This window comes from Ferruginibacter sp. (assembly GCF_014377975.1).
GTDB lineage: Bacteria > Bacteroidota > Bacteroidia > Chitinophagales > Chitinophagaceae > Ferruginibacter.
The window spans coordinates 1-15,899 of record NZ_JACMOO010000154.1 but is presented as its reverse complement, the minus strand read 5'-3'; the positions used below and the strand labels follow the sequence as shown (position 1 = coordinate 15,899).

Here is a 15,899-nt window from a genome sequence, read left to right as displayed (position 1 = left end):
TGTTTCGTTTAAATTAAAACAGGGAAATGTAAGTACGACAGGTACAAGAATTAATGATACCCGTAAATTAGGACTCACCTTCCGGTATAATTTTGGATTGAGCAAGGCTAAAGAAAAGAAGGAGTTTGGCGCACCGGTTGATAGTAAGGATAACTAAGGAAATAGTTTTTCTGCAACAGCTACACTCTCGGGTTTACCCACATCAACCAAATAATCACCACTGTGGTCGTAACCTGCAATTACATGTTCGGCTGCCAGATCGAGGTAACTATCTATAATGGAAAATTTTCCTGTTTGCTTTATTAACGAAAATACTTCGGGCTGGTAAATCACAACACAGCTATATGCTTTCTCTATCAGGTTTGGCTTATTAATAGCAATTTTCTCCTGCCCTGTTTGTACATTTTTCCAGCCACATAAACGGTTATCGTCATCAAATAACAATACCCTAGATGATTTTCTATTGGTAACACCAAAAGTTATTAAAGGCTTATGCTGCTGATGAAAAGCCATCAGTTTGTTTAAATTTAAGTTGGTGAGGATATCTACATTTAAAGAAAAGAAAGACTCTTTATTTTCTAACAATGCCCTTGCTTTCATCAGTCCGCCACCAGTTTCCAACACATCACGGCTTTCGTCACTGATGATAATATTGCTTCCCCAACCTTTATTTTTTTTTATGGCGTCAATAATCTGTTTCGGAAAATGATGCACATTTACTACCACATCTATAATGCCATATTGCTGCAGGTATTCAATATTTCTTTGCAATAAAGATTTACCATTTACCAGCGCCAATGCTTTGGGGTGGCTGTCAGTCCAGGGTTTAAAACGTGTACCCAAGCCAGCAGAAAAAATCATTGACATCATATGCTCTTCCAGTTTTCTTTATTGTTATGATTTAATTCAACCTTTACGTCAAACTTATTTCTTAAATGCCTTACTAGTGCTTCTGCTGCATATACACTACGGTGCTGACCTCCCGTGCAACCAAAATTTATGGTCAGGTTTTCAAAACCCCTAGCTATGTAATCCTCTACCGATATGTCAACAATATTATACACACTGTTTAAAAATTCAGGCATTTTTGTTTGCTGCTCCAGATAATCTTTTACAGGTTTGTCTCTGCCGGAAAGGGTTTTATATTCTTCTATTCTGCCAGGGTTTAATATACCCCTCATATCAAAAACAAAACCGCCGCCATTACTTGTTTCATCTTTTGGATATCCGGTCTTTATAAACGAAAAACTATTTACTTTTACAACCAACGGCGTATCAGTATTTGCCTTAACGGTTTCAAATTTTTTTACCACCTCATCTGCTACAATTAACTGTAACAGCTTTTCAAATTCCGGTAACTCAACACCAATTTTTTTATGATTAAGAAACCACTGCAAATTATGCAATGCCAATGGTATACTAGTTAAAAAATGTGCCTTCCGTTCAAACAAACCCCTAAAACCGTAGGCTCCTAAAACTTGCAATAAACGAATTAATACATAACCATTGTATTCACTTTCAAAACGGATTTTATCGATTGGTTGTTGTAGTATCGTTTCGAGACAAGTGATATAATATTGTAACAAATTATTTTTCCATTCATTGCTTAATTCTGCTTTGGCCTGCCATAATAAAGAGGCAACATCATATTGCACGGCACCCTTCATACCACCCTGGTAGTCTATAAAATGTACCTGGTCTTCTTTCACAATAATGTTCCTGCTTTGAAAATCACGGAACATAAAATATTTATGATCAGCATTGGATAGATAAGTGCTCAGTGCATCAAATTCACTTATCAGTTTCTCTTTATCGTAGGGAATTTTTAAGGTATCAAGAAAATAATATTTAAAATATAACAAGTCGCTTATGATGGTCTGTTTTCCAAATTCAGCACTGGTAATGCAGTAATCATAATTGAGTCCCTTATCGCCGTTTACCTGCAGGTTAGCCAGCGCCAGCAAACTTTTTTGAAACAATGAAAACACATGATCTGTATGGCCTTCTGTTTCTAGAACATTTAATAAAGACGTTTCGCCGACATCTTCCTGCAAATAAAGTTTTTTATCTTCACCAACTACTAAAATTTCGGGTACCGGGCAAAAGGCATTTTTAAAATGCAGACTAAAATAAATGAACGCTTCATTTTCTTTTACATTATCATTACGGGTAGCAATAAAAGAACCTGTGGCAGTGATGATCCTGAAATAAACCCTATCGCCGCCACTTTGCGGAATTGTTTCAATACGTATAATGGCATCTCTGCAATACTCCTGAAATATGTTGTTTACGTCCTCCATTCTCAATTTTGTGTTTATGATTTTGGTAAAAATAGAATATTTTGTTTATCGGCTAAAAACTGAGGTTCATTTCAAATTATCGCAAGAATTGCCAACCTTTTGCAACCTTATTTTAACTACGTGTTATTTTACAATGTTGGCAACTCCGGAGTCTACATCAATTTGAAATGCACCCAAAAACTACCCCATAAAATAAATTTTTATCAAGGAAGATATATGGTGTTTACATTTATTCCCTTACGAAATAAATACCATTAATTTTCATTTTAAAATATCTCATTACCCATTGTCATTAAAAAATGATACTTTTACTATCTCTGATTTCCTACCTAATTCCTACACAGGTCCTCTCCTTATCTTTTTTACTTAAAAAATAAAATATTATGAAGTTCAAGTTGCCTCTTATACTGCTTTGTGCGGCTACCTGTTTTTTTGTAAATAATTCCCTTGCTCAAAAAAAAATTGTCATTATGGGGTCGTCTACGGCTGAAGGTTTGGGCGCAAGTATTTATCAGTTAGCATGGGCGGGACGGTTAGAAGCAAGCTTTAACCAAAATACAGGAGATGGCATTGATACCATTTTTGTTAATATTGCCAAGGGCGGGTACAATACTTACCAGGAATTACCAACCACCTTTATGCCACCAGCAGGAAGGCCATCGCCAGATCCCTTTCATAATGTAACCAAGGCTTTAAGCAGCAACCCGGATGTAGTTATTATTAATCTGTCAAGTAATGATGTAGGTGAAGGCTTTTCGATAACAGAAACTATGGATAATTTACGGCTGATGAATAACAGCATTACTGCAAGTGGCGCAAAATGTTATATTACTACCAGCCAGCCCAGGAATGACTACACCTTATTACAACGCAAGGCACTACTGGATATGAAAGATTCTATCAATATTCAATTTGGCTATTTTGCCATTAACTTTTGGGACGACCTGGTAACTTCAGATGGTTTGAATATGTTAAGAGCCGACAGAAAAGATCCAACGAGTGCAGTTCATCCGAATGATATCGGGCATGATTTTCTTTTTGGAAGAGTACGAGATAAAAATATTTTTAGCATCATTCCACTTCCTGTAAAACTTACTGCTTTTACTGCCATGGTAAAAAATAATAACACCAATATAAAATGGCATACCGAACAACAAGAGCCTTACACCATTTTTGAAATTGAGAAAAGTGCTAACGGTATAGATTTTGAAATTGCTTTTACTGTGAGTATTGTTGAAGCAAGGCAATCAGCAGACTATGAAGGTATAGATAAAAATACTTTACCAGGTAAAAGTTTTTATAAGATAAAAGTAACTGAAGGAGGCCGCAGCTTTTACTCAAACACCATTACTGTAACCAATAATGCCAGTACGCTAAGTATAATTAAATTATATAAAGACAATAGTTCGGGTAACTTAATTGCTGATATAAATACACAAATAAGCAGGAATGTATTGATCACCATTTACAACATCGCCGGTGCAATAATGCAGCAAAAAAGACAATACATCACTACGCCATCTGCAACAATAATTTTACCTGTTGCAAACTTAGCAACCGGCCAATATTTTTTTAAGGTAAGTTCAGATGATACTAGTTATGATATAAAAAAGTTTATTAAATAGACAATAAAAATTTGCAAAATAACAAACCCAAAAGTTTTCAGCTTTTGGGTTTGTTATTTTATTTAGTTGATGCTGGTAACTCTTTTAAAAAAAGAGAAATAAAATTTGTATTCACCTCTGCAATTAGTGTATGGCTTTATTTTTTTTGCTTCATAAATTTTTAAAAAACCGGAAGTATAACCGAGCTTATTTTAAAGAAGCGCTGCATATTTTATTCTTTCAATTTAAGCATACTAACTTTAAAAACATTTTCATTTTTATTAACAACATAACCCTTTATTTTAACACTGTGTTTTAATTAAGCCCCTTACTTTAGATAAAACAAAACTAACCTTATGTACAAAACATTACTTATCCTTGTATGCTCCTTCTGCGTAATCCAAGCTTTTAGCCAGCAGGATTCTTTACTAAAAAAATTCAAATACCGCATCAACAATTACCAGGCAATCAATTTTAATATTGGAGCTGCAAGCCAGTTAAACCGGTTACCTGTAGTTGCCGGTGCCGTTACTAACAGTTCATCATATGGTAGCTTTGGTGGCGGTTATTATTCAATAAAAAGTACCGATAGAATATTATTAACAACAACGGCATATCTTAACACGGCCTTTCAAAGTGACAGGTATAACAACCCAAATAATGTGAATAAAAGTAATTACCTTTCTGTTGCTCCACAGGTAAGTATATTGAATAAATGGTTTTCGAAAAATAAATTTACAGAGCTTGGAGCATCTATATTTTCAAATACCAACTCTAGTAAAAATACAGCACAGAATATACCCGGATTAGCAAAATATTATCAGGGTCAATATTCATTTGCTATCAATACAGGTATAGGAAAAGGCAGGCTTGAAAACATTACCGATATGCAGAATGCACTGTGGCTATCCAAAGCATTACAAACAGCCAATAGCCTATCCCGGCCGCTAACTGCAACAGAACTGAATGAACTTGGCAGAAGTATTACCACAGCCAACAATACCCGTGTATTAGATGCAAGAAAAAGAACCCTGTTTATCCTGGAAACAGTAGATAATTATTTACAGCAAAAAGGCCTGATCAATAAAACCGACATCCGGTATTTCAGCAACCTGAATGATATTTTGTTCTTTGCATTTAATAGTCAGCGGCTTTCAGGAACAGAAAAATACATCCGTTTTACACCGGGAATTAATCTTTACGGCACCAACCAATCACAAAACTACGACAGTACAAAATTCAAACACCGGCTCAATAACAAATCGTTGCTTTTATCTACAGGCATTAATAAATACACGCCGCAAAATCTTATTCATCAAAATAACTATGGGGCTTCGCTTAAACTTTCTTACAATAATTTTGATATTACTGACAAGGGTTTTACGAGGGGAGTTATTACAACAGATACAAAAGCAAATTCGAATTTTAAGCAAGCCACTGTCAATTTATTTTATGAGCATGCTATTTATCCCAATACAAGAACTAGCATTAACTTTAACCTGCAAACACAAGGTGGTTACCAGGATATTGATAAAGAAACAAGCTTCTTTGGTTCGGTGAGCCTTGTCGGCACACTCAACTATTTTATCAGTTACAGAACAAGGTTAACCGGAAGCCTGAGTACTGCCTATCAAAAGAACGTGTACAGTATTGGGCAATACCTCAATTATTTGCCGGATAATTTACTGTTGTATGCCAGCGCAGGTGTCAATATCAGTTTATAACTGCTGCATATAAATTAAATGCCCAATGGTGAGCAATTTATTTCACCCATTAGGCATTTGCTATTTTATACCATCGGCAACACGATAGTTTTTACTTTTAAAAAAATATTTTCGTTCCCTGTAACAATCTTACACTTGCTGCATCCAATAAATGTAAACAACGGAAAGACCAGGTACGTATCCTTAAAAAAGGAAAATTAAAAGAGATGAAAAAAGTTATGAGCTGATAGGGCAACAGTTTAAAAATTTACAATCTGTAAGCATTTATGCGGCAGAAAGCAACCATTTTATAATGTACGACCAGCCTGAATAATTTTACAATGAAATAGATTCGTTTTTAAATTAAATGGACTGAACCATTTTGCTGCTGCGATAAAAGGTATGCACTGGCAGCATTTGTTCAATAATGATTTTATGGTACAAGAGTGCGACGCCAATAAAGCATCATAGCAGCACATATCCCGGGCCAAAAATATTTGTACCAAAAAAAATTATAATCAATAATTTAAATTAAGAAGTTTTAAACAGTATGAATCAGCAAGATAAATTTACTAACCTGTACGATGAATATGGCGAAGGCATAAAAAAATTATGTCTTAGCTATACAGGTGATGCGGTGCTGGCTCAGGATCTGTTGCAGGAAACTTTTATTGCCGTATGGAACAACATGCAAAAATTTAGGGCCGATGCAAAATGGAGTACGTGGATCTACCGCATTGCTGTAAACACTTGTCTTACACACCTGCGGAAAAAGACTGCCATATTGGTGGACATTGAAACTACTTCCCTGGCGATGTTGCCCGATGATGTAAATACAAAAGAACAGGAAGTACAACTGCTGTACAAAAGTATTAGCCAGTTGCAACAAACGGATAGGCTTATTATTACCCTGGTGCTGGAAGACAAGCCTTATGATGAGATTGCTTCCATTACCGGGATTACTGAAGCTAACCTCCGTGTAAAAATTCACCGCATTAAAAAACAACTCACTCAAATATATAACAGCTATGCAGGACTTTGATTCATTAAAAAATATGTGGCAGCAACCAGCAAAAGCTGGTGAAGCGAACAAAGAAATAATTAACAATATAACCAATACAACTACTACAAAAATGAAATTACAGCAACCACAATTACATGGTGCCATTGCACTAACACTTACGGCCTCATTTATTGCTTGCCTTGCCATATTTGGCAACCTTGCTTTTAAACACTGGTACACTTACGGAGGCATGGTACTGATTTGCATTGTTTGTATTGTGCAGGCAGGGTTTATGTATGCAACTTTACAAAAAATAAAACGCATTGACGATACGGTTGAGCCGGTAGCACACCTGCAACAGTGGGAGGCATATTATGACCTGAGAAAAAAGCAAAACCGTTGGAACATGCCTGTGTATTATCTACTACTGAATATAGCTATGGCAATTTATATGGTAGAAATTTTTACGGACCGGCCAGTTGTAAATGTGTTACTATTTATTGGGGTATATGTTGCATGCATGCTTTTTGCCTATTTCTATCTTAGTAGAAAAAACATTAAAAAGGAAGACAAACGTTTACAAACAATCATCAACGAACTGAAGTTGATTGAAGGACAATTGAAGAAAGCTAATTAAAAAAACACCCGCTACTATTTAAACAACGGGTGTTTATAAATTACAATCCTATTCACCAATTATTTGATTGTTGCGTTTCCTCAATTTTCCTGGATCATTCCCGTCCATCTGAACAATGGCCAGAAAAAATTTACCAAGTTTACCAGTTAGGCTAGAAACAACGTTTGTTTTCTACGGGTTTGCGGTTCGTACGGGAATCGAACCCGTTACAACAGATCGACAATCTGTGATGTTAGCCGTTACACCAACGAACCATTTATTTTTTTAAATCCAGTAGAGCGGTTCATTCTCCCATTAAAAAGAAGTGGATTTAAAATTGCGCCCCTGTTGCATCTCACAGGGAACGCTACTCCTCCTTTGACATCTCTTTATTTTTTTATTTCATGTAAATTTTTCCAATTGCATGATGATCATCCTGAAAAGAAAAATGGCTGCAATAATTTTCATTGTTTATTTTTTTAAACCTGCGCCCAACAAAAAGCCCGGTAAGATTTTTAATCTGACCGGGCTTACACACTAAAAGACTTTTGCCTGTTAGGTTTGCGTAAAACACGGTCGTTTATATGGGTCATCATTACACACGCTAATACCACAATACAGATGAATACTATCTGTATTAAAATTGAAGCGATTGAGTGACTGATGTAATTTCCTTTTTATCATTCCTAATTTTTTAAAGCGATGAAGCCATTATTTTTATTGCATAAAAAACCCCAACATTTTGTTGGGGCCATATTGTAGTCAGTTAGTTTGGTAACTAAGGTGTAATACAATTTGCCCCTGAAAATGAATGATCCGTAACCGGAGTAATCCATTTTTGTATTGCTTTATTTTTATTGCGTAGTAACATTTATTGTTGTTGGTTATAATTTTTTTGCGATGCAAAGATGAAATTATTTTTTTCATTCTGCCAAATTTATTTTAAAAATATTTTAATTGATAAAAAAACCAATCGGCTGAAGTAGCAGTTAAATCAATGGTTTAAGAGGATAAAAAATTTTTTCGGCCAACACAAAATATCATTCGTTCATTATACATTTTCATTTTAAGTAAAATTGTAAATAAAAATATTGCATCTGTCTATCCCAAAAATTTTTGTAATAAACTGATGATTATTAAATAAATAATTATTGCAAAAAAACTAAGTTTTACACAAGTTGCGCAACGCCTTGCAGCATTACATTTTACTACTTTAAATTACACATCAAATTAAAAAATGAAAAAGAAAGCCAGTAACAAAAAACGTCCTCCTATAAAGATCAGGGTATCACATACACGCAAACCTGCTGATATGAGTGATGTGCAATGGCAAATAATTTTACGTCAGCAAATTGCAGAAGACGAAAATTTCAACATTCAAAAAATAAGTGAAGGTGCAGTTTTTGCGGACTACAAAGTGGAAAATATCAAAACAGCTTCTACCTACAAAGTAGCTTTACGCAGTGCCGATAACTCATTAAATTTTTGTAGTTGCCCCGATTTTAAAACCAATCAATTGGGTACCTGTAAACATATAGAAGGCGTATTGCTCAAAATAAAATCAAAGCCTGCTTTAAGAAAACAACTAACGGTTCCATACACGCCACCTTACACCTCTGTTTATCTCGACTACAGGGGCGAACGAAAAGTAAAGCTCCGCATTGGAACAGAAGAAACAAATAAATATAAATTGATAGCCAACAACTTTTTCAATAACAATTTAGTGTTACTGGAAACTGCATATTTAAAGTTTGAGATGTTTCTTCAAAAAGCGCATAAACTACATCCGGAATTCAGGTGCTATGAAGATGCGCTTGAGTTTATCATTCATGAAAGAAATAGTCAGCAACGTAAACAGATCGTTGCCGAAAAACAAACAGCTTTATTTAAAGATATCAGCAAGGCCAAATTATTCCGCTACCAGGAAAAGGGCGTTTTGTTTGCAGTAAAAGCAGGCCGGTGTATTTTGGCAGATGACATGGGGCTTGGTAAAACACTGCAGGCTATTGTTAGTACAGAGGTATTGAGAAAACAATTTAACATCAGCACTGCCATTATCATTTGTCCTACCTCGTTAAAATACCAATGGAAAACAGAGATAGAAAAGTTTACCGGCAACAAAAACGTGCATGTGATAGAGGGGAATATTCTAACAAGAAAAAAGCTATATAGTGCAAATACTGCAGACTACATTATTGTAAGTTATCAAATGGCGGCAAACGATTTTATTCACCTCAATAACATGCAGGCGGATGTATTAATTCTGGATGAAGCACAACGCATTAAAAACTGGAAAACAAAAACATCCATAGCAATAAAAAAAATTAAAACTACCTACGCATTGGTGCTGACAGGTACACCGGTAGAAAATAAAATTGAAGATCTGTACTCGTTAATGCAAATTGTAAATCCTTATCTGCTTGGTTCGCTGCACAATTTTTTATCAAAGCACCAGATAACGGAAGAGGGTACTGATAAAGTAATTGGTTATAAAAATTTGAATGATGTGGGTGCAGTATTACAAGATGTAATGTTGCGCCGTACCAAAGCTGAAGTGCTAAAAGATTTGCCTAAAAGGATGGATAAAAATCTTTTTGTACCCCTCACAGAACAGCAGTTGGAGTTACACACAGAATATGCAGACAATGTTGCAAAGCTGGTACACAAATGGAAACGCATGCATTTTTTAAATGAGGAAGACAGGCAAAAATTATTGATGTTGTTGAACATGATGCGGATGGTGAGCGACACCACTTATATCATTGACCAGGAAACCAACCACCAGACAAAATTGGATGAGCTACAAAATATTTTAGATGAAATACTGGCAATGCCGGATGAGAAAGTTGTAATCTTTAGCCAGTGGGAGCGCATGACAAGATTGGTAGCAATTATTTTAAAAGAAAAGAATATTGGATTTGAATATTTACATGGTGGCATCCCTGGAAAAAAGAGAGGAGCTCTTTATGAAAATTTTACAAACGATAAAAATTGCAAAGTATTTTTATCAACCGATGCCGGTGGTGTAGGGCTCAATTTACAATCGGCGGCTTACATGATAAACCTTGATATTCCCTGGAACCCCGCAGTGCTGGAACAAAGGATAGGCCGCATTTACAGGCTTGGGCAAAAGAAAAATGTGAGTATCATTAACCTTGTTTCGCAGGGCAGTATTGAGCACCGCATGCTGGATGTATTGAAATTTAAAAAGGGCATAGCAGCAGGTATTTTGGATGGCGGCGACAACGATATTTTTATGGGTGAAAGTAAGTTTAAGCAGTTTATGAAATCTGTAGAATCCGTTACTACAGGGCTTACGGATAAACCAGCCGGTTATAATGTAAATGAGGAAAGAGAAATTGAAAAGCAAATGGCTGTAACCCCTAACGGCAATATCATAGAGGTAGAAGTAACTGAAGAAGAAAATATTTCAGCGGAGGAAAAGAATGTAGTAATTGAACATCAAACAACAGCCACAGTAAATACTACTGCAGCTAAAACTGTTGAAGAAGAAGTGCTAGAAAAAGGAACCGGCTTTTTAGAAGGATTATTAAACATACTAAGCAATGCTGAAAGTACACAGCGGCTTGTAAATAAAATTACTGAAACAGATGCTGTAACAGGACAGACCTATTTAAAATTACCTATTGCTAATACAAGCGTGGTAGAAAATGCATTAAAATTATTAAGCGGTTTGTTTGGTGGGATGGGTAAAAAATAAAATTATTTATTGATCAGAAATTATTCGGATGATACATAAATTATCTTTTTGTTACAGGCAGAAGTTCCTTGATTAAGCTTCATTGGCGACGCTCCGTTCAACAGAGAATATTTATTGAGCATGCTCACCAAATAGAGAAACGTATCACTTTTGATCCTTGTAAATCAAAAGTGGTACGTTTAATTTACAAGGATCAAATAAACTGCTTAAAACTTATGCCTTCAATTTCGGATGAATAAATATACCAATAGCCAAAATCATTGTCTCTTTAAAAGCATACATGTCAGTTACCGGAAAGATGGACTTTTTTATTGTCTGATGTTAAGGCTATATTATACATTGCGCCTACCCCGTTTGTATATTCATGTATGGGTATATGACTGAAGAAGTTATTAGTGGATTTAGAGAAGAGGCAAAAAAATTTATAACGCATTGCTAAAATTTTAGTATCCCCTTTTTAGAAACCATACTTCTATTGCTTCTCCACCAAAAACCGCCAATACCTTTTAGGCATGTGGCGTATATGCAGCTTCATATTTTTGCGGGCTTGTATGTTTACGCTGCTAAAATATTGCTTCCATAATTGCTGGTAGAGTTCTTCTTTTTCATCATGCAGAGTGGCAAGATTTTGTTCGTTGTTAAGGTCGGCTTCAAAATGCATTTGCACTTCTTCTATGTTTTCGCCATTGTAGTATAAACCATATTTTCGAAGCCCATCATAAATGAGCCAGCGCTGGTCGGCATAGCGTTCCCGAAAGTGTTTGCCTATCAGCGGCAACACATTGTAATCCGGCTGAATAATGCAATAATACAACTGATCTTTTGTTAGCTGAAAGCGCACAAAAGCTTTCATACGATGTTTCTCCCGATTTACTTTTTTGCTGGTTTGCTGTATCAGCAATACATCTGCATTGGTATAATCGTTTTCAATGCTAATGCTGGATTGTAAGGCGTATTGTATAAACCGCAGCAGCACATTTTCTATCTCCTTTATTTCTGAGAGATAAACATCGTACAACTGACTGATTGTTTTTAAACTTACAATGGCTTTTATTTTTTGATACACCCGTGTACTCTTTTCAACATTGGTTATCACGATATGGGTTTCACCAAACAGGCTTCCGGTTGTTGCAGTTTGTCTTGCTATAAAAGGTTGAGGCAATTTATATTCGTAAATCTCAAACACCGCTGTCAGCAAGCCTTCAAAGCTGCCATCATACACAACAACCGTCATTAAAATAATTTTAATTGAGGTGAAAAATTGGGTTCGTATTTACTGTTGCCTTCTTTTAAAATAAAAGATTTAATCTGGTTTGGCTGCCAGTCTTTTTTTTCAAAATCCGTATCGCTGCTAATAAAATATTTTGCTCTGTTATATGCAATACCCAGCTTTTGTAAATGCGTACTGTTAAGCCGGCTGAACTTTCTTGCGGCACAAATTTTTTGGGCAGATTGAATGCCGATGCCTGGTATTCGTATAATTACTTCATAACCGGCTTTGTTGATATCAACGGGAAACAGTTGAAGGTTTCTTAACGCCCAACTAAGTTTGGGATCAATGTCTGTATCCAGCAACGGATTTTCACGGTTCACAATTTCGTGAACTTTAAAGTCATAAAAACGCATCAGCCAATCGGCCTGGTACAAACGGTTTTCACGAATCATCGGCACCGGCGTACCAATGGCAGGTAAACGATTGTCGTTACTGATAGGTACATAGCCGGAGTAGTACACCCGCCGCATGTTGAACTTTTTATAAAAGCCATTGGCGAGGTATAAAATTTCCAGGTCGGTTTCCGGTGTGGCGCCAATCACCATTTGTGTGCTTTGCCCTGCTGGCGCAAACATGGGCGTGCTGGCAAATAATTTTTTTTCTTCCTTGTTTTGAATGATGGCATCTTTCAGAAACTGCATTGGTTTCAGCATGTCTGCACGGTTTTTATCAGGTGCCAGTAAGGCTAAACTTTTCTCTGTGGGCATTTCAACATTAATGCTTAAGCGGTCGGCCCATAAGCCTGCTTCCTTTACCAACTCATCACTTGCACCGGGGATAGTTTTTAAATGAATGTAGCCATTGAATTGATGTTCTGTTCTTAATTTTTTTGCTACCGCTACCAACCGTTCCATAGTATAATCTGCATTTTTAAAAATGCCAGAACTTAGAAACAGCCCTTCAATATAATTACGGCGGTAAAAATTAATAGTAAGGTCTACCACTTCCTGTATGGTGAAGGCGGCACGCTTAACATCATTGCTTTTACGGCTTACGCAATAGGCGCAATCAAAAATACAATGGTTGGTGAGCAAAATTTTAAGTAATGAAACACAGCGGCCATCTTCGGTATAGGCATGGCAAATTCCATTGCTGGCATTGCCCAAACCCTTGTTGTTATTTTTGCGGTTGCTGCCACTGCTGGCACAACTTACATCATACTTGGCTGCATCTGCAAGGATGGATAATTTTTCGGTGATACGATCACTCATTGGTATTGTAGTTTAATAGGGGAGCGTCAAAAAATCGGGGTTATTATATGGATGGTTGTCAAGTGTACTCATTGAAAGCCGGAAATCGTTGTGCAGCCATTCATCGCTTTCTGCCCATCTTTGGGAACGTACAATAAAAGCAATTTCCCAACTCTGGCTTATGATAATTGTCTGCTCTGTTAAAAATCCCAGGATAAAATTTTTAAGCCGTTCATCAAAAAAGGGGATGGATAAAATGAAGTCTGCGATCTCTTCATTGGTGGCATATAATAATGGCTTTATTAATAATTCGGCTGTGGGTAAATTACGCCGTAAACCAATTGTTTGGTTTACACGACGTTCGATGATGTTGATTAAATATTCTCCGGTTACTGCTATCATGGTTATAAAAATCAAAAGTGAAAAAATTGTTTCAATATGGAAGTGTTAAAAAATGCTTGTTTTTGTTGATGCCGCTGGTATGGGCTTCGCTTAAAAAATAATCATTGCCATGCAGCCATTCAAAACTTTCTGCCCACAGTTTTGTATTTTTTATAAATTCGTTTTCCCAGCTCTGGCTGATGATGATGGTGTTATCGGCAAGGTTACCCAGCAAAAAATCTTTCAGTTTTACATCGAAGTAAGGAATGGTAATAATAAAATCCAGCACCTCTTCATCGGTAGCACCGGGGTAAGGTTCGTTGTCAAACTGCTGCTGTTTCGACTCCCTGTATTGGTCAATGTTTTCGCTGGCTTTTTTAAAAATAATTTCTGCCAGGTAGTCTTTTGTTACTGAGTTCATGTTGCTGATTTTTATCTTTTAAAATAATTTTCCCTGTTCACCCGGCCGTTTAAAAATAGTTGTATTCAGGCTCCATTCTTCCGCATTCATGTTATACAACTTGCCATATTTTTTATATTGCTGCGCTACCATTTGTGCAATGTGCCCTTCGCCCCGCATGCGTACACCCAAGCGGGTATCGTTTACCTGACCATCATGACTTTGCTCAATCAGGTGCCACACTTTATCTGCATGGTTGGGAAAGTTTTTAAACAACCAATCGTGAAATAAAAATTTGATGGCACCATTTAACCGGATAAAAGTATAGGCCGTAAACGTAGCGCCATTGTCAGCCGATGCTTTCATAATGCGTTGCATTTCATGTTCGTTCAGGCCGGGTATCATAGGGCCCATCATTACCCCCATACGCACACCGGCACTGCTGAGTTCATTGATCACTTTTAATTTTTGTTTGGCGGTAGTGGTACGTGGTTCCATGATGCGACGCAGGTCTTCGTTAAATGAAGTGATACTTACCATGGCCGATACGATACCCTTCTTTGCCATGTCCTGCAACACATCTTTGTCCTTTAGTATCCTGGAGTTTTTAGTAAGGATGCCTACCGGCTGGTTAAATTCATTGCATACTTCCAGCAGGCCTCTTGTTAAGCGGTACTTTTGTTCGGCTGGTTGATAGCAATCGGTGTTACCGCTCAGCATAATGGGCGTTGCGTCCCATTTTGGATGCATTAAAAATTTACGCAGCAATTGCGGTGCATTTTTTTTGATGATTATCTTTTGTTCAAAATCAAGCCCGGCACTGTAGCCCCAGTATTCATGTACATTACGGGCATAGCAGTAAATGCAGCCATGCTCACAACCGGCATAGGGATTCATGCTGTAGCTCATGCCTACGTCTTTACTTTCTACTTTGTTTACAATGGTTTTGCTTTGCTGCTCTATGTATTGCGTGCGGATATCGCCTTCTTCCCAATCGTCGATGCCTTCAATGTGTTCCCTGGTAGATTCATTTTTGAGGAAACGGTTTTTGGTATTGTACTGAGCGCCACGGCCATGGATGTATTGCGTTGATTCTTCTTGTGGGGTTACTGATACTTTGTGGTGATCTTGTTGGAGTTTTTGGTGCCCCTGCCCGTTAAAGAAAGATGTTGATTCGTTTTCCATGCTGTTGTTTTTTAATTGTAAGTTTTTTTATTTTAGTTGGAACATTCGTTTCACCTCATCCTCCTTCTCCTTCCCCATATGGGGAAGGAGCGGTGCTTTATAGCTTTAATAAATATTTTATCTTCCATTTCTTTATTTGTTCTTTAATGAACAAGCCCCCACGAAACCATTACCCATATTTAATTGCAGAGATTCACCTCATCCTCCTTCTCCTTCCCCATTTGGGGAAGGAGCGGTGCTTTATAACTTTAATAAACATTTTATCTTCCATTTTTTTATTTGTTCTTTGATGAACAAGTCCTCACGAAAACATTACCTATATTCAATCGCAGAGGTTTACCTCATCCTCCTTCTCCTTCCCCTTTTGGGGATGGAGCGGTGCTTTATAGCTTTACTAAACATCTGTTCTTCCATTTTTTTATTTGTTCTTTAATGAACAAGCCCCCACGAAAACATTACCCATATTTAATTGCAGAGATTCACCTCATCCTCCTTCTCCTTCCCCATTTGGGGAAGAAGCGGT

Annotated in this window: 12 protein-coding genes and 1 tRNA gene; 5 read left to right on the top strand and 8 right to left on the bottom strand. The window is 36.8% G+C overall.

All coding sequences use genetic code 11. From position 1 onward, the window contains the following. Window positions 1-153 precede the first annotated feature (153 nt). Window positions 154-870, bottom strand: coding sequence for a sugar phosphate nucleotidyltransferase (locus H7254_RS09100; protein ID WP_301932673.1), 717 nt, complete (start codon window positions 868-870; stop codon window positions 154-156). Beyond that, complete coding sequence (locus H7254_RS09095) at window positions 867-2,300, bottom strand: RNase adapter RapZ (protein ID WP_301932672.1); 1,434 nt, start codon at window positions 2,298-2,300, stop codon at window positions 867-869. The genes H7254_RS09100 and H7254_RS09095 overlap by 4 nt, the downstream gene beginning before the upstream one ends. A gap of 383 nt (window positions 2,301-2,683) precedes the next feature. On the opposite strand from H7254_RS09095, the gene H7254_RS09090 reads away from it, so the two are divergent. From H7254_RS09090 to H7254_RS09075, 4 genes are all read left to right on the top strand, one after another. Beyond that, window positions 2,684-3,925 carry a GDSL-type esterase/lipase family protein gene (locus H7254_RS09090; RefSeq protein ID WP_301932671.1) on the top strand — a complete coding sequence of 414 codons (1,242 nt, stop codon included), beginning with the start codon at window positions 2,684-2,686 and terminating at the stop codon, window positions 3,923-3,925. A gap of 335 nt (window positions 3,926-4,260) precedes the next feature. Then, window positions 4,261-5,628: a hypothetical protein gene (locus H7254_RS09085; RefSeq protein WP_301932670.1), complete on the top strand. Its 1,368-nt coding sequence runs from the start codon at window positions 4,261-4,263 to the stop codon at window positions 5,626-5,628. 529 nt (window positions 5,629-6,157) lie between these two features. Further along, the gene (locus tag H7254_RS09080) at window positions 6,158-6,649 is read left to right on the top strand and encodes an RNA polymerase sigma factor (RefSeq protein WP_301932669.1); all 492 of its coding nucleotides are present in this window, start codon (window positions 6,158-6,160) and stop codon (window positions 6,647-6,649) included. Then, a complete protein-coding gene (locus H7254_RS09075) occupies window positions 6,636-7,247 on the top strand; it encodes a hypothetical protein (RefSeq protein WP_301932668.1) in 612 nt (203 codons plus the stop codon). Before H7254_RS09080 ends, H7254_RS09075 begins: the two co-directional genes overlap by 14 nt. Window positions 7,248-7,429: 182 nt before the next feature. Here H7254_RS09075 and H7254_RS09070 read toward each other — a convergent pair. Further along, window positions 7,430-7,501 (bottom strand) — tRNA-Asp (locus H7254_RS09070). 962 nt (window positions 7,502-8,463) lie between these two features. Between H7254_RS09070 and H7254_RS09065 the strand changes: the two genes are divergently transcribed. Beyond that, a complete protein-coding gene (locus tag H7254_RS09065) occupies window positions 8,464-10,947 on the top strand; it encodes a DEAD/DEAH box helicase (RefSeq protein ID WP_301932667.1) in 2,484 nt (827 codons plus the stop codon). A 472-nt stretch (window positions 10,948-11,419) separates the two neighbouring features. Here H7254_RS09065 and H7254_RS09060 read toward each other — a convergent pair whose 3' ends face one another. From H7254_RS09060 to H7254_RS09040, 5 genes are read right to left on the bottom strand one after another with little or no spacing between them, the layout of a single operon-like run. Then, window positions 11,420-12,181, bottom strand: coding sequence for a TIGR03915 family putative DNA repair protein (locus H7254_RS09060; RefSeq protein WP_301932666.1), 762 nt, complete (start codon window positions 12,179-12,181; stop codon window positions 11,420-11,422). Then, window positions 12,181-13,431, bottom strand: coding sequence for a putative DNA modification/repair radical SAM protein (locus tag H7254_RS09055; protein ID WP_301932665.1), 1,251 nt, complete (start codon window positions 13,429-13,431; stop codon window positions 12,181-12,183). The genes H7254_RS09060 and H7254_RS09055 overlap by 1 nt, the downstream gene beginning before the upstream one ends. A 12-nt stretch (window positions 13,432-13,443) precedes the next feature. Continuing rightward, window positions 13,444-13,812: a hypothetical protein gene (locus H7254_RS09050; RefSeq protein ID WP_301932664.1), complete on the bottom strand. Its 369-nt coding sequence runs from the start codon at window positions 13,810-13,812 to the stop codon at window positions 13,444-13,446. Between the two features lie 31 nt (window positions 13,813-13,843). Further along, window positions 13,844-14,212, bottom strand: a complete 369-nt coding sequence (locus tag H7254_RS09045) for a hypothetical protein (protein WP_301932663.1) — start codon at window positions 14,210-14,212, stop codon at window positions 13,844-13,846. Window positions 14,213-14,230: 18 nt separating this feature from the next. Next, the gene (locus H7254_RS09040; protein ID WP_301932662.1) at window positions 14,231-15,376 is read right to left on the bottom strand and encodes a PA0069 family radical SAM protein; all 1,146 of its coding nucleotides are present in this window, start codon (window positions 15,374-15,376) and stop codon (window positions 14,231-14,233) included. Between the last annotated feature and the right edge of the window lie 523 nt (window positions 15,377-15,899).